A 25058-nucleotide genomic window follows, 5' to 3' on the forward strand; every position below is an offset into this window, starting at 1 on the left:
AAAACTAGATTTTTAAATATTTATGTAAAACAAAAATAATTAATGATAAAAATAATACAAAAAAACCTTGTATGCTAAGATAAACTTCATAGCTAATAAAATCAATATATTTTACAATTATACCTTCAATTCCTTGAGCAGCAGCAGAACATAAAAACCAAATCCCCATAGTGCTAGTTTTAAACTCAACCGAAGATACCTTTGAAACAACACTAAGACCAAAAATCCCAACACAAGTTTGAGAAACGCCTAACATTAAATAAGCAAATAAAATAAAGGCTGGATTTATGCTATCGTTCTTACTTAATTGACCAAGAAAAATAAATGAACTTGCAGCTACAAATAAAGATATTGCGATAATTAAAGCTTCGTTAATATTATTATTTTTGCTAATTTTACTTAAAATCGTGCTTGTTACAATACTTACTAAAAACATAAAAGCTAAATACCAACTAGCAGGAACTAAATAATCATTCACATAAAACTGAACTTTATTTTTAATCAATATATTTAAAGTATTAAAACCTTGAAAAATAAGCATATAAAAAAACACAGCTGCTAATAAGTAGAATGCAAATTTTTTAAACTCACCTTTATTTTCAACTTTTTTATAAATAAAAAAATAAAAAAATATCAAGAGCAAAACCGAAACAATGCTTATTATTTTACTAATTGCTAAAAGATCAAAAAAGCTTAAAAACACCACAAAAGCTATAAAAAATAAAATCATTTTTATATTATTTTTAAAAAAGTCATATTTTATAGGCTCATTTGATATATTTTTTGCGTTGAAGATAAAGACTAAAATAGCACAAAACACACTTAAAAATGCTGTTAAAAAAGCCAATTTATAAGAGTGAATTATAAGCAAACCTGCGCTCATTTGACCTAAAAAACAGCCGATATTTACAAAGATATAAAAAATACTAAATACATATTCGCTATCATTAGGATATGTTTTCGATAATAAACTTGTTATATTTGATTTAATTAAAACACTGCCAAGAAGAATAAAAATCAAAGCTAAAATTAAAAAATCAAAACTTAAAACCAAATAACCTAAAGCAATGAAAACAATTCCATATAAAACACATCTTTTAGCACCTAAACAAAAATCGCTTAAATACGCTCCAAACATTCCAAAAGCATAAATAGCAGCACCCAAACTAGCACTAATAGCACTAGCCTCACCTTTGCTAAAAGAAAAAACATCCATTAAGTAAAATACGAAGATTCCTAAAAAGCCTAAAAAGGCAAATCTTTCTAAGGCTTCTATATAACATATAGGTAATAATACTTTTGATTTATTTTCTAACATGATTTTCTCCTAAAGAAAAACCTAAGCCATAGAAAGATTTAATTCTATTAAATTTAAAGGAGGTGGTGGATTTACTAGGACTCGAACCTAGGACCAACCGGTTATGAGCCGGTTGCTCTAACCAACTGAGCTATAAATCCTCCGTGATTAAAAGCGTAATAGTATCTTTTTTTGCTTAAATAATTCTTAAAATTTTTAAAATTTAATAAATTTTTTAATTCCTAATTCAAATTCCTTTATTTTTCAAAGGAATTTGAATTAGGAAATTGCTTTAAATATTTAAAGCAATTTATCAAATATAATTTGGTGCATCGTTTGAAAAAATTATTAAATCTTTTTCTTTGGTATTGTTTGCTAAAGTATTTATTAATTCTGCTTTATCTTTTAAGATTATTTTATCAATCTTTAGATTTTCATCATAAATTAAAGCATTGCTTTCACTTGTAATTATCGCTAAATCAAAACATTCATTAATTACTTCGCAAAGCTTTATATTAAGCTCATCGCTAGCTTCAATAATTCCTGGACTTACCAAAACTCTTTTTCCAGCTTTATAATCTTTTATTATTTTATAACTATCGCTCATTCCATCATAGTTTCCATTAAAGCCATCGTCAATTATAAACTTTGGCTCTTTTGAGATAATTTCTAGCCTATGAGCTGTTGGCTTTATATTTTTTACTTCTTCTTTAATCTGCTCATAGCTTAAACCTAAAGCTTTAGCTAAACTAATACAAGCTGCTAAATTGCTAGCATTAAAACTACCTAATAAATTAGCAAAATAATCTTCATCTTTATATTTAAAACTAAGCCCATTAAGACTTGCATTAATATCGCTTAATCCATCATCATAAGAAGTAGCTTCATTTACACTACTATGAGTAATTGCTAGCTCAAGCCTTTCGCTTTGCAAGGCTTCTTTTTTTGTAGCTCTTGTGTTTTCTATATTTTTAAAATATTCTAAATGTGCTGTGCCGATTTGCCCTATTATTACATAATGAGGGCGAACTAATTTAGTAATTTCTAATATGTCGCCTTGTTTTCTTGCACCTGCTTCAATGATTAATAACTCTGTATCAGGCTCAAGATTTTCATTAATATCTTTTATAAGCCCTAAAGTAGTGTTAATACTGCCTTTTGCATAGTGGATTTTAAAATGATTTTGTGTAATTTGAGCTAAAAAATGCTTTATGCTGGTTTTTCCATAACTTGCAGTTATTAAGACAACTTTGCAATTATTTAATTTTGTAATCTTTTCATAAGCTTTGTTATAAAAGCCCTTATTTACAAAATATTCGCATATATAAGAACAAATAAACGCAAAAACTAAAATATCAAGCGTATGTGGGTCAAGCTTATAATAAAAATGAAGTGGGCTAAAAATCAAAACACCTAATAAATTAAATGCAAAAAGCCTTTTAATTCTAGCAGTAAATACCAAAGGCTTATCAATATTTTTAGCTAGTAAAACAAGTGCTATTAAATAAACAAACATCAAAGCTAATGCTAAATAATGATTAATATCACAAGTGATTACATAGAGTAAAAAAGGAGCTATTAGATAATAAAAATGCCAACGCTTTTTGGCAAAATTAAAAATAACTCTTTTAAATTTATAACTATTTAGCTGTAAAACCAAAGCCAAATAATAAAGCATTAAAAACGAAAAAATCGCTGAAACAATATAAATCATCAAAATAACCCTTCATCACTTGTATTAAGCTCTTTTAAAAAATCAGTTTTGCTAATCTTACTAAGCATATAAGTATTGTTTGTAACCTTGCTTACTTCTACTAAATTAATATGTTTTTTAATCTCTTTTATAACTTCTATATTTTGCTCAAAAAATACAACCTTAGAGCCCTCACTCATCTTAACTATTTCATTATTTTCATTTAAAAAAATAAAATCTAATAACTTAAGATTTGAATAATTAATTTCTAGCTCTTTAATTGAATGAATTTTTGCTAATTGCTCTGTAAAAATAACAGGTATAAAAACATTATAATAATATTCATCATTCAAGATTAAATCTTGATAAAAAAAGCTTGATCGCTTGATAATATTATAAGAATATTCTTGCTTACTTACACTCAAACTCAGCTCTTTTAAATAATCCAAATCACTGCTAAAAAGCAAATCTTGTTTTAGTATTAATTCAAAATCTTTAAATAAATCATTGCTTAATACCGAAACATTAAGCCTTTTTAAACATTCTATGCCTAATTCATCAAATAAAATAGCTCTTTTATTCATAGAAGAAAAAGCAATTATTCTAAGCATAGAATGATAAAAATCATCAACTAATAAATAAGCAACTTCTTCATCAACAACCTTAAGCTTATCTGTGCTAATTATTGCATAAGCACCTTTATTTATAGCTTCTTTTGCTTCTTCTTCACTATTTGTAAAAAAAGCACTAGCCATAGTAACACTACTTAAGTTCGTGCAAAAACTACTAAGCCTTAAATTATTAGACTTATTTATAATTTTTGCATTAATTAATTCCGAAAAATTGCTTATTTGCAAGGCTTATCCTATGATTGCACCATTTTCGCAAGGACTTAATGGACTAAGCAATACTAAGCTCTCATCTGAATTTTTAGCGCTTAAAATCATTCCTTCGCTTAAATGTTTAAAGATTTTTCTACTTTCTAAATTAGCAAGTAAAATAATTTGTTTTCCAACTAATTGCTCAGGTTTATAATATTTAGCAATTCCACTTAAAACTTGGCGTTTTTCAGTGCCTAAATCAAGCTGAAATTTTAATAATTTTTCACTACCTTCAACATTTTCACATTCTAAAACAGTTGCTACTTGCATTTTAATTTTTGCAAAATCATCAATTTTTATTTTTGGCTCTTTTATTTCTTCTTTAACTTCTTTAATCTCTTGCATATTTTCAACCTTTAATTCAACTCTAGAAAATAAATGTTCGCACTCGCTTACTTTAAAGCTATTCTGTAAAACAAACATATCATTATATGCCTTAGTATCAATGCTAATTCCTAAAGCATTTGCAATTTTTAAACTTGCTTTTGGCATAACAGGGCTTAATAAAATACTAGCATTTTTTAAAATATTAAAAATTAATACCAATAAGCTTTGAGTTTTTTCGCTTTCGTTATTTTTCATCATATTCCAAGGCTCATATTTTGAAACCATAGCATTTGCAACACTTAAAGCTTTTAAAACTTCATTTATATATTCATTCATTCTAAGCTCATTAATTGCATTTATACTTGCTTTAAAATGCTCGTTTGCTTCATTTAATTCTTCGCTAAATCCTGATTTAAATTCCACGCTTAAATCAAAGTATTTTTTAGCCATTGAGACGCTTCTACTTAATAAATTGCCTAATTCATTTACTAATTCGCCATTTATTTTATTAACCATTGCAGCTTTGCTAAAATCTCCATCATTTCCAAAAGGCATTTGAGATAGTAAAAAGTATCTTAAAGGCTCATTTCCAAATTCATTTTTAATATCTTGTGGATTTATAACATTACCTATACTCTTACTCATTTTCTCGCCTTCAACAGTCCACCAACCATGTGCTCCTATCATCTTAGGCAGTGGCAAATCAAGGCTCATCAAAAAGCAAGGCCAATAAATAGCATGGAATTTTAAAATATCTTTTCCAACTAATTGAACATTTGCAGGCCAAAAAGACATTTTCGCATCATCATCTAAGTATCCTAAAGCACTTAAATAATTACTAAGTGCATCAAGCCATACATAAATTATATGCTTATCGTCATTTAATTCATCAGGTATTTTTATCCCCCATGAAAAGCTAGTTCTAGTAACTGATAAATCTCTTAAACCTTGTTTAACAAAGGCTATTACTTCATTTTTTTTACTTGCTGGCATAATACAAGTTGGATTTTCTTCATACCATTTTAATAATCTATCTTGATATTTACTTAATCTAAAAAAATAGCTCTCTTCTTTTAATATCCTTGTAGGCTTTTTACAATCAGGGCATTTATCTTCATCTAAAAGCTGAGTTTTAGTATGAAAAGTCTCGCAAGATACACAATAATGCCCTTCATATTCATCTTTATAAATATCGCCTTTTTTATACATTTTTAAAAATATTTTGCGGACAATTGCTTTGTGCTTTTCATCTGTTGTTCTTATAAAATAATCATTGCTAATTTCAAGTTCAGCCCATAAATCTTTAAAGCTTTTACTAACTTTATCAGCATAAGCCTTAGGACTTTCGTTATTTTTAATAGCACTTTCTTCTATTTTTTGTCCGTGTTCATCTGTGCCTGTTAAAAAAAATGTTTCATCTCCACGAAGTCTTGCAAATCTTGCAAGCGTATCTGCAATTATAGTAGTATATGCGTGTCCTATATGAGCTTTATCATTTACATAATAAATAGGAGTTGTAATATATGTTTTCATCTAAATCCTTAAAAGTTAAAGTCTTGTGAAGCACCTTGCGACATATTTTCATAAGTTGCTTTTACAAAAGTATCTCTTATTTCGCATTCGCAAAGTTTTTCACAATCTATACAAGATAATTTATTTTGTGTTTTTTGTTGGCAATCTTGCAAGGCAATTTTTGCAGCATGCAAATTACTCTCATAAATATTCATTCAAATAACCCTTTTCATACATTGAGCCTAAATAACAAGGTGTACTTGCATGAATTGTGCTAAATTTTAGATTTAATAAACTTTCATATCCTTTTGAGCCTTTTATACCATCGCTTGAAAATCCACCAGCTTTTTCATAAATATAAGCGAAAGGAAATACTTCAAATAAAGCTCTAAGTTTTCCTAATTTACCATCATTTAGGGTTGCTTCGCTTGTGTTTGGATATGAAAATAAGCCACCACCTTTAATTAAAATTTGGTGTAAATCACTAACCATAGCACCACTATATCTTAAGCGATATCCATCAGCAAATATCTTATCAATCATAGTTTTATGCTCTTTGCTCCAGTCTTTTTGAGTGCCACCTGTTGCGTTTAATTTGCCTTTTTCTTCTAGTTTTAAATCTTTTAGATATTTAAACTCTTTTCCATCATATTCATATAATTTTGGTTCATTTATACAAATTACAAGCTGAGTTCTAGGTCCATAAATTGAATAAACAGCTGCTTTTAAATTAGCAGGTTCAGCGGTATTTTCATAAATTGCAAAAATACTTCCAACAGCAAAATTAACATCAAAAAGTGAAGAACCATCAAGTGGATCGTATGCAACAATATATCTTGCATCATCATATAAAAAATGTGGATTTTCTTTTTCTTCACTAATAATTGCTTTTATAGAGCCAACTTTACTAAGCTCATTTGTAATTATCATATCACTTAAAACATCTTGTTTAAGCTGTAAATCTCCACTAGCATTATTAAGCTCTGTATAACCATATTCTGGATTATCAAAACTTTGTTTAATTTTTAAAACACTTGCTTTTATAGCTTGAATTACTTCTTGCATTAAATCTCCTTGGCATTCTTTAGAACAAAATCGCTAATACTAGCAATATCATCTAAATTAAATTGAGTTAATCCGTAGTCTTTATTAGAATAACTTGCTAATGCTAAAGAATATTCTAAATAACTCTCATCAATTTCTTTACAAAATACGCAAAGTCTAGGTAGTGGTAAAATCTTAAGACCTTCAACCAAAACAATATCAGCACTAAATTGCTTAATAATTTGCTCAATTTCAAGTGAATGATGATAAAACATAGTAGTTTTATTTGGACTTAGCACTGCAACTTCTGCACCTGTTTGATAAAATTTAAAACTATCTTTACCATTAGTATCAAATACGGCTTTATCTTTTGGGTCATGCTTAATTATTGCTACTTTTAAGCCTTGATTTTGTAAATATTCTGAAATTTTACAAATTAATGTAGTTTTGCCCGAATTTGATGGGCCTGTGAATGCGAATGCTTTTTTCATTGATTAACCTTTTTTATTAAAAATTATAAAATTATAAATTAAACAAAGAAGAAGTTATGAAAAAAGCCATATTATTAATAATTTTTATATTTTTATCAGCTTGTGTAAAAGACAAAAATGAATTTTATAATTCTAAAGAAGAGATAATGCTAAGGTCTTATTATATAAAAGACTTTATTGTAAGTTATTTAGGAGTTAAAGATAATAAAGATATATTAATTATCGCTAGTAAAACTAAATTAAACTCAATTTTGGTTGATAATATCAGTAGGGATTTTGAGAGTATTTCTAAGGATTTATTCAATCTACCTTATCAAAATGATTTTTTATATTTTTATAAAACAAGCTTTGATTTAATAAATAAATCAGTAATAAATGTAATTTTAAACGATGATAACGAAACAAGTATAAACATTCAAAAGATTTCAAAATCTCTTGAATATCATTTGTAATTCCTAATTCAAATTCTTTTTTTTTGTTTTATTTTTAACAATTGATATTACATAAATACATCACATGAAAATTAAAATATAAATAATAAATCAGTTCAATTGTAATTGCAATGTGAAATTACTATCTGATATATAGCTAATCATAGCATTTTCACTACTTTCATAAATGCAAAATTTAGAAAATAATTAAACAATTTTAATATTTTTTAATCTTTTTATAATACTAAATAAAATATTTTAAAAAATAAAGTATAAACTTGCTAAGTTTCCTTAGCAAGTTATTTAAGATTTAAATTCGCCTAGTTTTTTGTCTAAGTCTTCGCTAATATTAGTTAGAGTTGCTGCAGCTTTTGCAATCTCTTCAACACTTCTTGCATTTTCATTAGTGATTTTTGCAATTTGTGAAACTTCGTTTAATATTTCTTCAATCTGCTTGCTTGCACCTATATAATTATCGACTGTCTTATCACTACTAACAATAGCTTCGCCTAAGCTTGATTGCATTACTTTAATTTGCTCTTCACTGCTATTTGCAACATTTGTTAAATTGCTAATTTGCTTAGAGTTATCGCTCATTTGCTCGCTTGCATCTTTAATGCCTTGAACTATAACGCTAATTGTTGCATTAATTTCACTTAAACTCTTTTGAGTTCTTTCAGCAAGGCTTCTTACTTCATCAGCAACTACTGCAAAGCCACGTCCATGCTCTCCTGCACGAGCTGCTTCAATAGCAGCATTTAATGCTAATAAGTTTGTTTGATCTGCTACATCGTTAATTATTTCTAAAATAGATTTAACATTATCAGCATCACGGCTTAATTGCTCCATTTTAGACGATAATACACTCTCAACACTAGCACTCTTATCAATTTCATTTGTCAATGCACTAATAGATGAAATTACACCATTAATACTACTTGCACTATCCCTTAACTCATCTTTACTTGAATTAGCACTTGCTATACCTTCGCTTAAGCTATCTTTTGTAGCATTTCCTTCTTCTACAACATTATTTACAATAACAAAGCTTTCTTCACTTCTTTTGCCTGTTTGCATACTAACACTGCTTAACTCTGCTGCTATTGTTTTATTTTCATAAGAGATTTGTTTAACTTCATTTATTAGGTTTCTAATCTTATTGATAAAATCATTAATTGCTTTGCTAGCTTGCGCTATTTCATCATTACCTTTTACTTCTAAAAGTTTTGTTAAATCACCCTCACCTTTGCTTAAATCAATAGCTTTATTTGTTAATTCACCTAATGGCTTACTAACCCAAGTTCTAATGAAAAATAACCATAAAAGAAGCATAACCACACATAAAACTACTGAAAATATAGCGTAAGATAAAATTACATCATCTTTTTTCTCTAATACTTTCTTACTAACTTCAGCCATTTCTTGTTTTGCCTCTATTAGGTAAATTACACTTATATAAACATAATCATTAAATTTATCTTTTTCTACATAATAAACAACATCTCTTTCAGGTCTAGTCTTATCAGCCTTCATGTGAGTTGTTACAAAACCACCACCATTTGTTGCTGTTTGGATTATTTCTTGAATATAAAGCTTACCATTTGAATCTTTTTTATTATAAGCATTCTCACCTATTCTACTCTTTAAATAGTGCATTACATAATCACCCTTAGAGTTGATTACAAATAAATTAACTGAGCGATTTTTTAAATCTAATTCGCTTAAAAATTCAAGCATATTTTTATCATAATCTTTTGCATTATTTTCATGAATTTTCTTTGACATTGAAGTTATTAGGCTTGTAACACTTACGGCTGTCTTTTTTGCATCATCTGTACTCATTTTATCAAGAGTTTCTTGAGCTATATCATCTAACTCATTCATACCATTGTTTGCTACAAAAATAGCACTTAAACTAATTATTAATAATGAAATAAAAGCAAAAAGTGTGATTTTGTAAGATAGTTTCATAAATCTCCTTTAAATTTAAATTAATCATCAATTTTATTAATATTGCGTTAAATTAATGTTAAAGACTATAATTCAAAAACTAGAATTTGAAATAGGAATTTAAAAAGGTTTAGTATTAAAATACTTAATACTTTAATACTAATTTTTATTTATTATATCTTTAATAATCTTTTCTAACTCATCTTTTTTAAGTTGGGTTTTAAAATTAATCTTAAGCCCTTTAAAAAGACTTTCAGCATGATTTATTTTTTCTTGTTCTTCTTCTCTTAGGCTTAATTTACTATCAACACCCTTGCTCTCAAGTACAAAATAATGCACTTTATCATTATCATCTTTTACCACATAAGCAAAATCAGGAGAGTAACTAAAGCCCCCTGCTACTGGAATTTTAAGAGAGTTTTTTGGTATTTTTATATAAACACAAACTTCTTTTAAATTTGCTTTTATATTGCTCTTTTAAATCTCGCTATCATAAAAGACTTGCTCATATAAAAACTCATCATTTGATAGCTCATCTTCACCAAAAACACCTATATCGCTAGCATTTATTTCATCTAATACTTCGCCACTTATATTTGTAATTTTTGTTGGATGGATAATGCTTAAAAACTCTTCGTAAGATACTTGAAAAATTTTATTAGATTTATTTAAAAGATATAAATTAAAATCCTTGCAAATTGTATTTAGACTAATTTCATTTAAATATTCATTCACATTAAAAGCACCATCTTTTAAAAGCTCATAAAATGCTTTATGTAAAGTATTTGCATTTAGTCCAAGTCTAGTGCTAAGGCTTAGTAAAAACTCTCCATAATTTAGAGTTTTTATAGCTATTCCATCTTTTAGGCTTGTTTTAGCTATCACTTTTTCATTTTTTACATTTATGCTTGTTGTTTTTATATAGCTTTTGTTATCCTTTAAATTCTCTTGAAAACTTTTTAAAAACTCTTTAAAATTAGCCAAAAATACATCTTCATGAGCATCGTATTTTAAAAATACCTTTTTGTTTATTTCTTCCCATAAAAGCTTGATATTTTTATATAAATCTTTTCTAATTTTTACTTTTTTCTCTTTTTCTTCTTTATTTTTAACCTTGCCTTTTTTTAGACTTACTTTATTAAAGGCTTTTGGGTATTTTGCTTTTATTATGTTTGTATCTAAAATTACACTTCTTTTATTTATCGCCCCACATTCTAAAAGCTCATCATAAATTAAATCTTCATTTAAATCATACTCACCTAAAATAATCTCATATATTTTCTCATCTAAAATATCACCTTCTTTTATATTAATACTTTCTTCACTTTGCTCAATCTCGTTTATAAGCCTTGCTACAAAATCGCTCTCACTAGCATCTACAAAATAATTCAAATAAAACTCACTACCATCTATCCTATCGCCATATTCATCAACAGGAAGCCTTAACCCACGACCAACTTCTTGAAGCTTACTTATCTCACTTCCACTACTTCTTAGCTTACAAATATTAAAGACATTTGGATTATCCCAACCTTCTTTAAGCGTCCATTTTGAAAATATAAATCTTCTAGTATTGCTAAGGCTAAGTAGGCTCATTTTATCGTGTAAAATTTCGTTTATTTCCTGCTCTATTTTTTCATCTTTATCGCTATTATCTTTAGAAAAATACCCGCCATGAGTAAGACTAATATCATCTAAAGATTTTTGCAAATACTCTTTATAAAAACCTTCGCTAGTTTTTAACTCATCTTCTATTTTGCTTTTTAGTGCCTTTTCAAAATACTCTTTAAGCCTTGCATTCTCTCCATGATAAGAACTTATATCATCTATGAAAAACAAGCTTAAAGGTTTTATTTTTATTTTTTTACCTAAAAACTCTCACTCTAATTTAAAATGCTCATCTAAACAAGAATTTATCATCTGTTTAGCCAAATCATCATTAAAGCTAAAAGGATTAAACTTATCATTTTTAAAAAGCTCAACCCCGTTTGATAAAAGCACTTTTGATTTGTTAAAATCTTGCACGAAAATATCCAAAAAATCATAAAAACAAACGAAATTTTGCCCATATCAAGACTAAATCTATATATTAAATAGTTTTATCATCTATGTTTTTAATAGCCAACAATTTATTTCTGAGTTCCTGTAATATTTTAGGGGTACCATATGTTTTTAATAATAAAACAATTTCATCAATCTCTATAGAATTTGTCATATTAACTGCATTTTCTCTTTTTTGTAAAAGAAGTTCTATATAATTTAACCACGAATTTGGAATTTTATTACGTTTAATCCAACTATCAATGTTATGTTTTTTAGTTTTTAAAAACTTTGACAATTCCAAATCATTGCTAATGTTGTATACTTTTTTTATTTCATTTAATTTATTTCTAGCACTCAATAGGACACCTGTACTAATTAATTTATAATTTATAGTATAAATTTACTATTTTTTTAGTTTTATAATTTATAATATCACAATATTATTTATCATAGGATTAAAAATGCAACAAATAACGGTAGTAGAATTATTTTCTGGTATTGGTGGGTTAAGTTATGGTTTTGCAAAGAATAACAAATTTAAAATACTGTTAGCTAGCGATATAGAATTAGATATGGTTAAAGCATATAAGTTAAATCATCCAAAAATAAACATACTACAAGCGGATATTAAAAATTTAAACGAAGATGTATTTAAAAATTATTTTGATTGCAATGTTGATGTAATTATAGGTGGTCCTCCTTGTCAAAGCTATTCAACATTAGGAAAAAGACAAAATGATGATAGAGCTAAATTATTTTTAGAGTATGCAAGAGTTATTAACATATTAAAACCTAAACTGTTTATGTTTGAAAATGTTTGTGGAGTTTTAAGCATGGACAAGGGCAATGTATTTAATAATATTAAAACAACTTTTCAAGAATTAGGGTATAAGCTTTCTTATAAAATTTTAAATGCAGTAAATTTTGGAGTTCCACAAAATAGAGAAAGGGTTATCTTGGTAGGAGTAAAAAATAACATAAACTTCAATTTTCCAACCGAAACACACGGGAAAGACAATAAGAAAAAAATTGTAACCTTAGCGGAAGCAATTGGAGATTTAGAACAGATTAAAAGTGGCGAAACTGGATTAAAATTTATTAAAAAAGCAGATAATGAATTTTTAAATTTTGTTAGAACTACAAATGTTTTAACAGAGCATAAAAGCCCGTTAAATAATAAAAAACTTATAGAAATTATGCAAATGCTTAAGGATGGGGAAGATAAAAATTCATTACCAGAACATTTAAAGCCTAAAAGTGGGTACAATAACACATATGCTAAATTATGGTGGAATAAACCTTCAACTACAATTACTAGAAATTTTGCATGTCCATCATCATCAAGATGCATCCACCCTAGAGATTCAAGAGCTTTAAGTATTAGAGAAGGTGCAAGGTTACAAAGCTTCCCAGACGATTATAAATTTTATGGGTCAGATGGGACAAAACGACTTCAAATAGGAAATGCAGTTCCACCATTACTATCTATTGCTCTAGCTTATGAGGTTGAAAAAGCTTTTCAATCTTATAATAACTATGGTGAAACTGAATTGAGTTTTGATGCCATTGAACAAAACCAAAAGGCAGATTAATTGTACTACCTTTTCTTATGCTATAAGATATAAGCTCTTTGTGTTCTTCTGATTTTTTACATATATCTTCGATGTTAAATATTTTATCAACATATTTATTTTTATCAACAAAATTTATATACCAAATATACTCAGCCCACTGATTTTCGTCTTTACCTAAACCAGTAGAAAATACAAATTTTGTTATTGCATATATATTTTCTTTAAACCATGAAAGCAAATCATTATAAAGCTTTATATTAAATTTTTTTAATGTATCACCTTGCAATCTAGATTTCCTAAGCTCATAATTTTTATTTACACCATATTCATCTATTATACTATTAATACCACTATAACCGCCCCAATATAAACTGATTGCTAACTTGATGTTATCATTAATTATACCAATTTTATTTTCCATACCATTAATAAAATTATCAGGGGTGATTAAATAAACCTGCCCTCCATAACTCTTTTTAATAGAAATATTTATATTTTTATTACCTACAGAAGAGTTTAGATATAATTTCAAATCAGTTTTTGACTTAGTTTTATATCCCAAAATACTCTCTATATTTTTTTCAGATGAACCCGCAAAATCAACTCCTATATTTACAATATGTGTATATATGCCCAATCTTTGCAGTAAATTATTTCTAAAATGAACATTATTAAGAATAGTGTATGCTACCAATTCTTCATTACTATGACCAGAAATTTTAGCATAATACCATCCTTGACTTCTATCTCTGCACATGACTTCTCCTTGCTATTTAATAAATTTAGTAACAAAAAATTATATCCTTATGTTACTAATAGATAAAATATTGTTTTCTGAATAACTACTTTGCAGGTGTTTTAAGACTTCTAAATTATCGCCTTTTATGAGTAGGTTTTGTTTTAAATCTTCGTTAAAAATGCCGTTTTGTTTAAGATAGCTTGAGATTTTTAGATTTGCTAAATATTTTGCGTGTTTTTTGCCTAAAAAGTTTAAATTATAACTTTCATTAGTAAAATCCCCCCCCCCATTCGCCATTATTTCATCTTTTAATCTCTCTAAATCAAATCTTCCATCTTTATCAAAACAAGAGCTAAAATGCTCTTTTAAAATATCTAATTTACTTTTAAAATCTTTATGTAAAAGCTCCATTTTTTCTCCTTATTTTTTATTATATTTATAATACGCAGCGCAAGCGCCTTCGCTACTTACCATACAGCTTCCGATTGGATTATTTGGAGTGCATAAATTAGCAAAAACCTTACAATCAGTTGGCTTTGCAAGACCTTTTAAAATCTTAGGGCATAAACAGGCTTTATTTTCAGGCTTAGTATTAGTGCAAATATTAAAGACTTTTTTAGCATTTAAAAAATCATATTCGCTTTTTAATTCTAATCCACCATTTTTTATCACATCTAAGCCACGAAATTCAAAATCAGCCTTGCAAAAATATTTATCTATAAGTGCCTTAGCCTTAAGATTTCCTTCATTACTTACTAATCTTGAATATTCGTTATATACTTCATAGCTTTTGTTTTTAAACTGCAAGCTTAGATTTAATAATGAGTGCATTAAATCAACTGGCTCAAAACCACTTATAGCAAAAGGTTTTTTATATGTTTTTGCCATATCTAAATAAGCATTTTTGCCTATTATAACGCTTACATGAGATGGTGCTAAAAAGCCATCAATATTACAATCTTTATCTTGAAGTAATGCTTCAATTGGCTCAGGAACTCTTACATGATTTATATGAAAAAATACATTTTTTAGCCCCATTTCAAGCACTTTTTCAATCAAAACAGCACTCATAGGAGTTGTAGTTTCAAATCCTATTGCAAAAAATATAATCTTTTTATCTTTATTTTCACTTGCAATTTTTAACACTTCTAGTGGGCTATAAAGCGCTCTTATATCTGCTCCATTTGCTCTTAATTTTTCAAGGCTAGTATTGCTTGCAGGAACTTTTATCATATCAGCAAGCGTGCAAAATATAACTCCATCTAAACTAGCTAAAAATACGGCTTCATCAAGCCTACTTTTTGGCATTACACATACAGGACAGCCAGGTCCATGAATAAAGTTAATATTAGGCACTAAAGAAGGTAAGGCATATTTAATAAGCGAATGAGTATGCCCACCGCAAATCTCCATTACATTATAAACTCTATCAAGTTTTACATTATCAATTAGTTTTTTTAAAGCTTTTATAGTGTTTATGTCTTTATATTCTTTTATGTAATTCATAAAAACCTGCTTTCAATCTCTTCACTACCTATCTCATCAGCGATTTGCTTATATAGTTCTAAGCTTTCTTTAGCAGCAGCTTCATCTATTTTTTGCATAGCAAATCCAACATGAATTAATACAAAATCACCTACTTTTACTTCTTCAGGGATTAAATCAAGACTAACCCCACGCTTAATACCTAAAGTATCAACCTGTGCGAAATTATTTTCATCTATACTAATTACTTTTGATGGAATTGATAAACACATATTAAGCCCTTTGATTTTTAAAGTATTCACAAAGCTCAGCAACACCTTCGCCTGTTGCTGCACTTACACAAAATATTTTTACATTTGGATTTAACTTTTTTGCTTCTTCACTAATTTCTTCTAAATTAAAATTAAAATGTTTTGCTATATCCATTTTGGTTAGCACGATTACATCGGCTCTTTTAAACATTACAGGATATTTTGCAACCTTATCGCTTCCTTCAGGAGATGATAATAATACTACATTTAAATGCTCTCCTAATTTGTATGAAGCTGGGCATACAAGATTGCCTATGTTTTCTATTACACAAAATTCACTTCCACTAATATCAAGATTTTTAAGAGCATTATCAATCATTTTTGCATCCAAATGACAGCTTTGACCTGTGCTAATCTGATAAGCCTTTGCACCTGCATTTATAATTCTATCAGCGTCTTTGTTAGTCTCTAAATCGCCTTCTATAACGCATAGTTTTAATAAATTATTTTTAATGATATACTCAAGCAAAGTAGTCTTGCCACTTCCAGGTGAGCTCATAAAATTAATACAAAATAAATTGTTTTTATTAAAAAAATCTTGATTAATTTTTGCTTGATTTTCATTTTCTGCCATTATTTTTGCTTTTGCTTCTACGATTACTTTCATTTCTTCTCCTTTTTAGTAATTTCAAATTCTTATTTAATTTTAACTCTTCCAAAGCGTTAAATTATCGCCTTTAAAACCTGTACATTTATAAAGCTTGGTTGCTTCATCTTTTCCTTTTAGTTTTAGCTCATCTACAAGCTCAAGCTCATAAATACTAGGGTCTTTTAATGCTGCTAAGGTATTATGAGAGATTAAAATATTTGCTTTATAGTTTTTACATGAGCTCTCAACCCTACTTGCAGTATTTACGCCATCGCCAATACAAGTATAATCGCTTCTTGCAAGGCTACCCATTTCGCCTACAATACACTCACCTGTATTTATTCCTATACCTATGTTTATATAAGGAAGATTTTGCTTTTGCCATTCTTCATTTAAGCTTTTTAAAGCTTTTATTTGCTCAATTGCAGCTTGCAAGGCACAATCAGCGTGATTTTCTAAATCGTTTGGAGCGTTAAAATAAGCCATAACAGCATCTCCGATATACTTATCAACCGTTCCTTGATATTTAAATATAATATCACTCATAGGGGTCATATAGGTATTTAAAAACTTAACTAAATCAGCCGCATCCATATTCTCACTAATGGTTGTAAAATCCCTAATATCGCTAAAAAATACCGAAATTTCTCTTTTGCTAGTGCTAAAAACATTGCTATCTGTATTAATTAACTGCTCTGCAACGCTTTTTGAAACTTTTTTCTCAAGTTTTGCTTTAATAAATTCTTTTTGCCTACTTTCTAAGAAGAAGTTAATAAGAATTCCACAAAGTCCCATAATAGCCAACACCAAAATAAGCTCAAAAGTATTTAAAACATACTTTTCGCTAACCATAAAATAATAATGTCCTAAAATAATAACTGCTAATAAGATTAAGTGAAATAGCACTTGCATTATTATGCTTTTAAAATACGAAAAACTTACACTTAATAAAATTATAATTATTAATGAAGCGAACAATATTTCAGCCGAATAGCTAGGAGTTATTAAATACTCATCATTTAATAAATTATCAATAGCATTAGCGTGTATTTCAACACCTGGCAAGTTTTCATCTAAAGAATTACTTCTAATATCATTAAGCCCAACAACGCTAGTTCCAATTAAGACAATCTTATCTTTAAAATATCTAGGATCAATCGTACCATCAAGAACATCAATTGCACTAATATAATCATAATGCGGAGATTTTCCTTTAAAATAAAGTCCTAAAAGCGCATGTGGATTTACCAAAAATGTATCTTTTTCATCAAGGATTAATCTTATATTAAATCCATCTCCAACAGCTTTAATATCATCAACTCCTACATATTTAGCATACATTGCAAGACTAAGACTTGGTAAAAGCTGTTTAAATTCTCCATCATCATAATAAATCATCATAAAAGCACTACGAATTACATTATCTAAATGTGTATATGAATTAACAAAGCCATTAGCATAAGAATTATCGCTTAATTCTTCTATGCTTGCTGTAATATTTTTACCATGCTCGAGCAATGAATAATCAATATTGTATTCTGCTATGCTTTGATTGCTTAATGGAGCTAATTTTTTACCTGTAATATGGTTTGTATAAATACTTCTATATACATTGCTTTCGTTTTTGTATGCACCTAAATTAATTGCATAAGCTAACACGCTATTAGAATTAGCTAAAGCAGTCGCAAAAGCTTTATCGGTATCTTGAGTTCTAGGACAAAAATCATATTTTGGAATATTTAAAGATGAAAAGCTCTCATCGCTCATTTTCTTAGTAATCTCACCACGCTTATCATATTCAGCGAAATAAATATCAAATCCAACAACGCTAGCTTCATTTAATTTATAAACTAAACAAGCTAATAAATCTCTATCCCAAGGCCACTGACCTAGTGCAGATAAACTTTTTTCATCAATATCAACTATTTTAACTCTATCATCGCCTTTTACATTATTGTTTAAGTAGGCGTTAATTCTAAAAAACATATCATGAGTTAAATTATCAAGCCTTGTAATAATTGTAGATTCTTTAATGGTTATATAAAAAGAAAAAACAATCATTACAAGAGATAAAACCGCAAACGAATAAATCTTTTTAAACTTAGCTAGATGTTTTATCAATTTTTAGCCTTTAATTTGATATAAATCTGAAGAATATCAATAGCTGCTGGAGTAATTCCGCTAATTCTACTTGCATCAAATAAGTTTGCTGGCTTATTTTTTTCTAATTTCTCAACTACTTCATTACTAAGTCCGCTAATTCCACGATAAACAAAATCACTTGGGATTTTTATTTTTAATAAATTTTCTTGATTTTGAATATTTTCATCTTGCAATCTTACATAATGATAATATTTAGCATCAAGCAAAATCTCATCTAAAACAAAATCATCTAAACGAGATAAACTAGGAGCTAAAACCAGCATTTTTTCTTTTGTAATTGTGCTACGAGCTATGATTTTTTGAAGAGTTGTAGGCTGAGAAATCGGCTCTTCATCAATACTTGCTAATAATTCATTAAATACATTTGAAGGCACAACCTTGCTATCACATAAAAACTCCAAGCCTTTTTTCATATCATTTATTTTGCTTTCATAGTATTTAAAGCTTTCTTCATCTCTTAAACCACACTCATAAGCGTATTTATTAAGTCTTGTAATCGCATTACTTTCACGAAGTAATAATCTAAACTCAGCCCTACTTGTAAACATTCTATAAGGCTCTTTAGTTCCTTTAGTAACTAAATCATCAATTAAAACTCCGATATAGCCCTCATCTCTTCTTAATACAAAACCATCTTTTTTATCAATCGCTAAACTTGCGTTTATTGCAGCCATAAGACCTTGAGCTGCTGCTTCTTCATAACCTGTTGTTCCATTTACTTGACCTGCTAGATAGAAGTTTTTAATAATTTTACTTTCTAATGTATGAAATAAATCAAGTGGGTCAAAATAATCATACTCAATCGCATAGCCATGTCTTGTGATTTTTGCATTCTCAAAGCCTTTAACTGAGCGAATCATATCATGCTGAACTTCAAAAGGAAGCGAAGTTGAAAAGCCGTTTATATAGTATTCTGTGGCTTCTTTTGTTTGTGGCTCGATGAATAAATGATGGCTTTCTTTATCCGCAAAACGATTGATTTTATCCTCAATGCTAGGACAATATCTAGGGCCTATTCCTTTAATCTGACCTGTAAACATAGGAGCTTTGTCAAAATTTGAGCGAATAATATCATGAGTAGTTGTATTTGTATGAGCTATATAGCAAGGTAGTTGTGGCAATGTATGAGTCTTGTAATCTAGGCTAAAACCTTTAGTATTTAAATCACTTTCTTGAATTTCTAAAACACTAAAATCAATACTACTTGCTAAAATTCTTGGACATGTTCCGGTTTTTAGCCTTCCACGATTAAGCCCTAAAGCAGCTAGATTATCTCCTAAATGAGTTGAGCTTAACTCTCCTACACGACCACTTTTTATTTTGCTTAAACCAACATGTATTAAACCATTTAAGAATGTTCCTGAGCAAAGAATGATTTTTTTTGCTTTATATTCTTTATCTAATTCTGTTTTTACTCCATAAGCTTCGCTATTTTCTACTAATAATTCCGTAACCATTTCTTGAGAAATGTCTAAATTAGGCATATTAAGTAATATATTTTTAGCATTTTTATTGTATTCATCCATATCAATCTGAGCTCTAGTTCCACGAACTGCTGCACCTTTACTCTCGTTTAAAGTCTTATAATTAATCGCACTTAAATCTGTGATTTTTGGCATAATTCCGCCAAGTGCTGCTATTTCTTTTACTAAATGCCCTTTTGCAAGTCCGCCTATTGCAGGGTTACACGAAGTTGCTCCGATTCTATCATTTAAAATTGTAAGAAGTAAGGTTTTTTTACCCATTTTTGCACTAGCATGTGCAGCTTCAACACCTGCATGACCAGCACCAATAATTATAATATCATACATCATTAATCCTTTTTTTTATAATACACTAAGCTTATTGTAAAGGATAAAAATGTTTAATGGTTTAATAAGAGAATTAGCAGTTGTAAAAAAATATTCAAATAATGAATTAAGAATAGTTTCAAAATTAAAACCAAATATAGGAGATAGCGTTGCAACTAATGGAGCATGCCTTAGTGTGATTAAAATCCACGATGATGGTTTTAGCCTAAACTTAAGCAGTGAAACCCAAAGCGTAATTAAGCCATTTGTAGTTGGCTCTAAAGTTCATACCGAATTAGCTATGCAACTTGGAGATAGAATTGATGGGCATTTATTAACAGGACATATTGATACTCTTGGAAAAATTATAAAGATTAATAAGCTAAATAGTGGAGTTGATTTTTATATAAGTATTGATAAAAAATTTATGCCTTTAGTTTGCAATAAAGGCAGCATTGCAATAGATGGAGTAAGCCTTACAATTAATGAAGTTTTAGATGATTCAATAAGACTTACAATTATTGATATAACTTTAAAAGATACTTTATTTTCTAGCTATAAAGTAGGAGATTTAGTAAATGTAGAAACCGATATTTTGGCAAGATATGTAAATAGAATGCTAACTTATAAAGATAAAGGCCTTAGCTGGGATGAGGTTGATAGAATTAGTGCGATTTATTAGGATTTGAAATGAATAAGGAAATATTAATCAATGCTTTAATTCAAAAAGCCGATGAAATGAACGATGATTATTTAAAAAACGAAAGCCTAACAAGAATGCTTGTTAATAAAGAAAGTAAGTTTGAAAATTACGAAGAAATAAAAGACTTTTTAGAGTTTTTAAAACAAGCTAAACACAACGCTCAAAAGAGCAAATAATAATTACGAATTAGCTTTTATAAATTTTACAAATTTAAAAAGCTAATTCCTATTTCAAATTCTCTTATTTTTCAATTTTAAACTCTTGCTCGGAGTGGTTTAAATAGTTTAGTTGGGTTGGCTAGAGTTTTTTAGATTTTCGGTTTGAGCGATTAAGCTCCGAGTGTGTGATGACTATAAGTAATTTTTGCTTAACTTTCAAAGAATTTGAAACAATATTTAAAACTTATAAAACCAAAAAAACTTGTTTTTACTTTCAGATAAAAACAAACTAAATCTTCATTAACATTGTTTTTAAATTTTAAAATCTTGCTCGGAGTGGTTTAAATAGCTTAGTTAGATTGATTAGAGTTTTTTAGTTTTAAGCAAATTAAGTTTGGTTAAGTCCAAACATATAATAATTATCAATAATTTTATTTAAATTATCAAAGAATTTGAATTAGGAATTACAATTTTTACTTTTAGTGAAAGAAATTAATTCTTTCACTATCTTTTTAGATTTTAAAATAATTTATATGATTTGTAAGCATATTTGCTATATCTTTTAAATGGCTTGCTGCTTTTGTATTATCTTGCATTGATTTATGTGTATTTTCTGCACTATTTGTAATACTTAACATATCATTATTTAAATTATTTAGCTTATCTGCTTGATTTTTTGCAGCATTACTTACTTCATTTGCTTTTTGCAATGAATCATTTGCTTGAATATTAATTTGCTCTAACACATTGTTTGCTTCATTAGCTAATCTCATTCCGTTTTCTACTTGTGGAACTGCTTCAAGTATCGCTTCAACCGTTGCATGAGTTTCGTTTTGAATAATTGAAATCATATTTGAGATTTCATTCGTAGCAATATCAGTCTTTTCTGCTAGTTTTCTAATCTCATCAGCAACCACAGCAAATCCACGCCCATGCTCACCTGCTCTTGCTGCTTCAATTGCTGCATTTAATGCTAATAAGTTTGTTTGCTCTGTTATTTCTTTGATTAATTCTGCACTATTGCTAATTTCTGTTGTATGTTTATCAAGCATTCTGATTTGCTCTGAAGAATAATTAACAGTTTGAGTGATTTTTTCTATTTCATTAATAGTTGTTCTCATTGAAGCAATTCCGGTTTTTGATAATTCAACTGATTTTAAAGAATTATCCTTAGTTTGATTAGCTATGTTTAAAACTTCTTGCATATCAACTCTTGCTACGCTAATGCTTTCAAGCGATGCTTTTGATTTTACTTGCTGTTCGTTTGCAAGTTTGTTTGCGTTATTTGATGCGTTTGTAACTTCTTTTGCACTTGTTTCAAGCTCTCTTGAAGATTCTATTACTTCACTTACGATTTCTTTTAATCTATTTTGCATTTCTTTTAAAGAATAAAGCATACTATCTTTATAATCCGTATCTATTTTAGTATTCAGATTTCCATGAGCTATGCTATTTACAATTTTTACTGCATCTTTTGGCTCTCCACCTAATGAGCTAATGATTAATTTGCTTATATAAAGCGCTAAAAGAATAGCAACAACAAAGGCAATAATCGTAATAATCATACTATTACTTAAAAAGCCTGAGATTGTTCCTCTTGCTTGTTTCGTTAAAACTTGATTTTTAGCTTCTTGATAATCTATAAATTCATTAATCACATTTAGCCATTCAACGAAACTAAATCTTGCTTTGTTAAGTAGCAATTCATTAGCTTCATTGAAAGACTTTTTATCTTTTAGATTAATGATTTCTTTAATTAAAGGAAGAGTTTTTGTTTCTACATTTTTAATTTTTGCTAATATTTCTTTATCTTTTTCATCTACTAAACTAGGGTTTAAAAAGATTTTATCCATATTATTAGCTGCGATTTCATAATTATTTTCAAGTTTATTGATTAAAGAAATGGTATTGTTTATTTCATCTTTAGAATTTAACAAAACAACATCTCTAATAGCAATAGCTCTATCATGCACACTACCCCTAAAATCAACTGCATAACGCTGTTTTAGAGCATTTACATCGCTAATGGTATTTAAATCATTTTCAACGCTTTGTATTTTTATAAAGCCGTTAAAAAATATAACCAAAATAAATGCAAGAATACTTGCAAAACCTATAAATAATTGTGATTTTAAAGAGAGATTTTTTCCCATGATTTAATTCCTTTGATAATATTTATTAAATTATAATAAAAATTATTAATTGATAAAATAACAATATAAAATTTTTTCCTATTTTTTTGTTACCAAGTTACACATTAAATAAATTTATTATGAATTTTACACAAATCTTAATTTAAAAAATTTTAAACTAATTTTTTAAAAGGAGAAAATATGTGGAACGGACGAGATGATGGAAATGAAATTATCCATAAAAGACTTTTCAAATGCCTTGATAAGACTTCTAAAACAAAATTATTAGGCTTTTGCACTAAAAAATAAATTTAGCTTTTTATAAAATAAAAAAGAATTTGAAATAGGAATTAAAATTATTTTAATTCCTATAAAAAGTTTATTTTTCTTCTTTTGGTAGTAAGATTTCAAGCAAAATCGCACTAAATCCAGCAGTTGCAACGGCTGAGCCAAAAAGATTTTTTAAAAAATCAGGCAAATGCTCTAAAATAAGTGGCTGAGTGCTAACTCCTAAACCTAGAGCAAGTGAGATTGAAAGTATCATTACAGAACGCTTATTTAATTCTTCTCTTGAAATTATCTTAATTCCTGTTGCTGCAATTGTTCCAAACATTACTAAAATCGCACCACCAATTACTGGCTCAGGTATTCTTAAAGCAAACTCCGCAACAATAGGAAAAACACCACAAATCATAAGCATAATACAAACAATATAGCCAACATAACGGCTTGCAACCCCACTAAGTGCGATTACTGCATTATTTTGCCCAAAGCATGAATTTGGAAATGTATTAAAAAATGCCGATACTAAAGAGTTAAACCCATTAGCAAAAACACCGCCCCTTAGCCTTCTTTCATAAAGTTCTCCGCTCATAGGCTCACGACTTAGCTCACTTGTAGCACTAATATCTCCAATGGTTTCAAGCGAAGTAACTATAAAAATGATTGCAAAAGGCAAAATTAAGCTAAGCTCAATACTAAGACCATAATATAAAGGTTCAGGAACTATAAATAAACTTGATGTGTGAAGATTGCTTAAATCAAATCTATTTAAAAATATAGCTAAAATTAATCCTATTATTATAGAAAAGAACAATGCTCCTACTCTAAAAATAGGCTTTTTAAAAGAGTTAAATATCACAATAGATAGCAATACAACTCCACTTAAAGCAAGGTTTTCAAGACTTGCAAATTGTAAATTAGGTGCTAAGTCTTTATTCATACTTGAAAAGCCACCCCCTGCACTAACAAGACCAGCGCTAATTAGAGTAAGTCCTATTATAGTTACAACGATTCCACAAACTAGATTTGAAATTATTCTTTTTACATATTTTAAGCTAATTGATACAAGCATTTCAGTAATGCTACATAGCATTAATGTTCCAAAAATTGCTGCTAAAATCTCTGCATCACTTAAATCTTGCTTTCTTAATATTAATCCCCCTGCAATAATCGCACTAACAAAGTTAAAGCTAGTTCCTTGAACGCTAAGTAAGCCTGAGCCTATTTGAAACTTACCTATTCTTAAAGTCATCATTTGAATAAATCCTGCAACCCCACTTGCAAACAATGACATAGACACTATTCTAGTTGCATTCTCAGGACTTAATCCTAAGCCTTTTCCAATTATAAGTGATGGAGTAATAACAGCTACAAACATAGCTAGTAAATGAACAAGAGCAGCTAAAATTGCACGAGATAATGGCGGTTTATCATTTAAATGATAAATTAATTCATCTTTCATT

General features: G+C 28.3%; 24 protein-coding genes, 1 tRNA gene and 2 pseudogenes. 4 read left to right on the forward strand and 23 right to left on the reverse strand.

The features are described from left to right. Positions 1–4: 4 nt before the first annotated feature. The 8 genes from AC1B00_RS07160 to mobB all read right to left on the reverse strand — a co-directional run bounded on the left by AC1B00_RS07160 (position 5) and on the right by mobB (position 7245). Positions 5–1318, reverse strand: coding sequence for an oligopeptide:H+ symporter (locus tag AC1B00_RS07160; RefSeq protein WP_488848993.1), 1314 nt, complete (start codon positions 1316–1318; stop codon positions 5–7). A gap of 63 nt (positions 1319–1381) precedes the next feature. Further along, positions 1382–1458, reverse strand: a tRNA-Ile gene (locus AC1B00_RS07165). A 152-nt stretch (positions 1459–1610) separates the two neighbouring features. Next, on the reverse strand, positions 1611–3011 hold the full coding sequence (locus tag AC1B00_RS07170; RefSeq protein WP_488848995.1) for a Mur ligase family protein: 1401 nt from the start codon (positions 3009–3011) through the stop codon (positions 1611–1613). Continuing rightward, on the reverse strand, positions 3011–3847 hold the full coding sequence (locus AC1B00_RS07175; RefSeq protein ID WP_488848996.1) for a hypothetical protein: 837 nt from the start codon (positions 3845–3847) through the stop codon (positions 3011–3013). The genes AC1B00_RS07170 and AC1B00_RS07175 overlap by 1 nt, the downstream gene beginning before the upstream one ends. Positions 3848–3850: 3 nt before the next feature. Next, the gene (metG, locus tag AC1B00_RS07180; protein WP_488848997.1) at positions 3851–5731 is read right to left on the reverse strand and encodes a methionine--tRNA ligase; all 1881 of its coding nucleotides are present in this window, start codon (positions 5729–5731) and stop codon (positions 3851–3853) included. Between the two features lie 8 nt (positions 5732–5739). Continuing rightward, positions 5740–5925: a hypothetical protein gene (locus AC1B00_RS07185; protein ID WP_239816940.1), complete on the reverse strand. Its 186-nt coding sequence runs from the start codon at positions 5923–5925 to the stop codon at positions 5740–5742. After that, positions 5912–6775 (reverse strand): class 1 fructose-bisphosphatase, encoded by an 864-nt coding sequence (locus AC1B00_RS07190; RefSeq protein WP_488848998.1) that lies wholly within the window; start codon positions 6773–6775, stop codon positions 5912–5914. Before AC1B00_RS07190 ends, AC1B00_RS07185 begins: the two co-directional genes overlap by 14 nt. Beyond that, positions 6775–7245 (reverse strand): molybdopterin-guanine dinucleotide biosynthesis protein B, encoded by a 471-nt coding sequence (gene mobB / locus AC1B00_RS07195; protein WP_336611711.1) that lies wholly within the window; start codon positions 7243–7245, stop codon positions 6775–6777. Before mobB ends, AC1B00_RS07190 begins: the two co-directional genes overlap by 1 nt. A gap of 56 nt (positions 7246–7301) precedes the next feature. Here mobB and AC1B00_RS07200 point away from each other — a divergent pair, with 56 nt between their 5' ends. Next, positions 7302–7697 carry a hypothetical protein gene (locus AC1B00_RS07200; protein WP_488849000.1) on the forward strand — a complete coding sequence of 132 codons (396 nt, stop codon included), beginning with the start codon at positions 7302–7304 and terminating at the stop codon, positions 7695–7697. A 282-nt stretch (positions 7698–7979) separates the two neighbouring features. Here the strand turns inward: AC1B00_RS07200 and AC1B00_RS07205 are convergent. The 6 genes and pseudogenes from AC1B00_RS07205 to AC1B00_RS07230 form a co-directional block, all read right to left on the reverse strand. Then, positions 7980–8474 (reverse strand): annotated as a pseudogene (locus tag AC1B00_RS07205) (methyl-accepting chemotaxis protein); the annotation flags it as partial. A 363-nt stretch (positions 8475–8837) separates the two neighbouring features. Further along, a pseudogene (locus AC1B00_RS07210) lies at positions 8838–9647 on the reverse strand (cache domain-containing protein); the annotation flags it as partial. Positions 9648–9785: 138 nt separating this feature from the next. After that, complete coding sequence (locus AC1B00_RS07215; protein WP_488849026.1) at positions 9786–10094, reverse strand: restriction endonuclease; 309 nt, start codon at positions 10092–10094, stop codon at positions 9786–9788. 9 nt (positions 10095–10103) lie between these two features. Beyond that, positions 10104–11465 carry a hypothetical protein gene (locus tag AC1B00_RS07220; protein WP_488849002.1) on the reverse strand — a complete coding sequence of 454 codons (1362 nt, stop codon included), beginning with the start codon at positions 11463–11465 and terminating at the stop codon, positions 10104–10106. 39 nt (positions 11466–11504) lie between these two features. After that, complete coding sequence (locus AC1B00_RS07225; protein WP_488849003.1) at positions 11505–11651, reverse strand: hypothetical protein; 147 nt, start codon at positions 11649–11651, stop codon at positions 11505–11507. Positions 11652–11715: 64 nt separating this feature from the next. Beyond that, on the reverse strand, positions 11716–12027 hold the full coding sequence (locus tag AC1B00_RS07230; protein WP_488849005.1) for a hypothetical protein: 312 nt from the start codon (positions 12025–12027) through the stop codon (positions 11716–11718). A 103-nt stretch (positions 12028–12130) separates the two neighbouring features. Between AC1B00_RS07230 and AC1B00_RS07235 the strand changes: the two genes are divergently transcribed. Next, positions 12131–13261 (forward strand): DNA cytosine methyltransferase, encoded by a 1131-nt coding sequence (locus AC1B00_RS07235; protein ID WP_488849006.1) that lies wholly within the window; start codon positions 12131–12133, stop codon positions 13259–13261. On the opposite strand, the gene AC1B00_RS07240 is transcribed toward AC1B00_RS07235, so the two are convergent. Genes AC1B00_RS07240 through mnmG form a run of 7 tightly spaced genes read right to left on the reverse strand, consistent with a single transcriptional unit; the run spans position 13155 to position 20341 of the window. Next, positions 13155–14000: a hypothetical protein gene (locus AC1B00_RS07240; RefSeq protein ID WP_488849007.1), complete on the reverse strand. Its 846-nt coding sequence runs from the start codon at positions 13998–14000 to the stop codon at positions 13155–13157. The genes AC1B00_RS07235 and AC1B00_RS07240 overlap by 107 nt on opposite strands. A gap of 39 nt (positions 14001–14039) precedes the next feature. After that, positions 14040–14393: a hypothetical protein gene (locus tag AC1B00_RS07245; protein WP_488849008.1), complete on the reverse strand. Its 354-nt coding sequence runs from the start codon at positions 14391–14393 to the stop codon at positions 14040–14042. 9 nt (positions 14394–14402) lie between these two features. Continuing rightward, positions 14403–15488, reverse strand: coding sequence for a hydrogenase formation protein HypD (gene hypD, locus AC1B00_RS07250; RefSeq protein ID WP_488849009.1), 1086 nt, complete (start codon positions 15486–15488; stop codon positions 14403–14405). After that, positions 15485–15739 (reverse strand): HypC/HybG/HupF family hydrogenase formation chaperone, encoded by a 255-nt coding sequence (locus AC1B00_RS07255; protein ID WP_239818413.1) that lies wholly within the window; start codon positions 15737–15739, stop codon positions 15485–15487. The genes hypD and AC1B00_RS07255 overlap by 4 nt, the downstream gene beginning before the upstream one ends. A gap of 1 nt (position 15740) precedes the next feature. Then, positions 15741–16385, reverse strand: coding sequence for a hydrogenase nickel incorporation protein HypB (gene hypB / locus AC1B00_RS07260; protein ID WP_488849010.1), 645 nt, complete (start codon positions 16383–16385; stop codon positions 15741–15743). Positions 16386–16424: 39 nt separating this feature from the next. Then, entirely contained in the window at positions 16425–18488 is a 2064-nt protein-coding gene (locus AC1B00_RS07265; RefSeq protein WP_239818411.1) for a CHASE2 domain-containing protein, read from the reverse strand. Beyond that, complete coding sequence (gene mnmG, locus AC1B00_RS07270) at positions 18485–20341, reverse strand: tRNA uridine-5-carboxymethylaminomethyl(34) synthesis enzyme MnmG (protein WP_488849011.1); 1857 nt, start codon at positions 20339–20341, stop codon at positions 18485–18487. Before mnmG ends, AC1B00_RS07265 begins: the two co-directional genes overlap by 4 nt. Positions 20342–20390: 49 nt before the next feature. On the opposite strand from mnmG, the gene AC1B00_RS07275 reads away from it, so the two are divergent. Next, complete coding sequence (locus AC1B00_RS07275; protein WP_488849012.1) at positions 20391–21002, forward strand: riboflavin synthase; 612 nt, start codon at positions 20391–20393, stop codon at positions 21000–21002. An 8-nt stretch (positions 21003–21010) separates the two neighbouring features. Further along, positions 21011–21199 (forward strand): hypothetical protein, encoded by a 189-nt coding sequence (locus AC1B00_RS07280; RefSeq protein WP_336612043.1) that lies wholly within the window; start codon positions 21011–21013, stop codon positions 21197–21199. A 494-nt stretch (positions 21200–21693) separates the two neighbouring features. Here AC1B00_RS07280 and AC1B00_RS07285 read toward each other — a convergent pair whose 3' ends face one another. Then, positions 21694–23334: a methyl-accepting chemotaxis protein gene (locus tag AC1B00_RS07285; protein WP_488849014.1), complete on the reverse strand. Its 1641-nt coding sequence runs from the start codon at positions 23332–23334 to the stop codon at positions 21694–21696. 358 nt (positions 23335–23692) lie between these two features. Next, positions 23693–25057, reverse strand: a complete 1365-nt coding sequence (locus AC1B00_RS07290) for a uracil-xanthine permease family protein (protein WP_336611692.1) — start codon at positions 25055–25057, stop codon at positions 23693–23695. Between the last annotated feature and the right edge of the window lies 1 nt (position 25058).

It is taken from the genome of Campylobacter sp. DY7, from assembly GCF_057802535.1.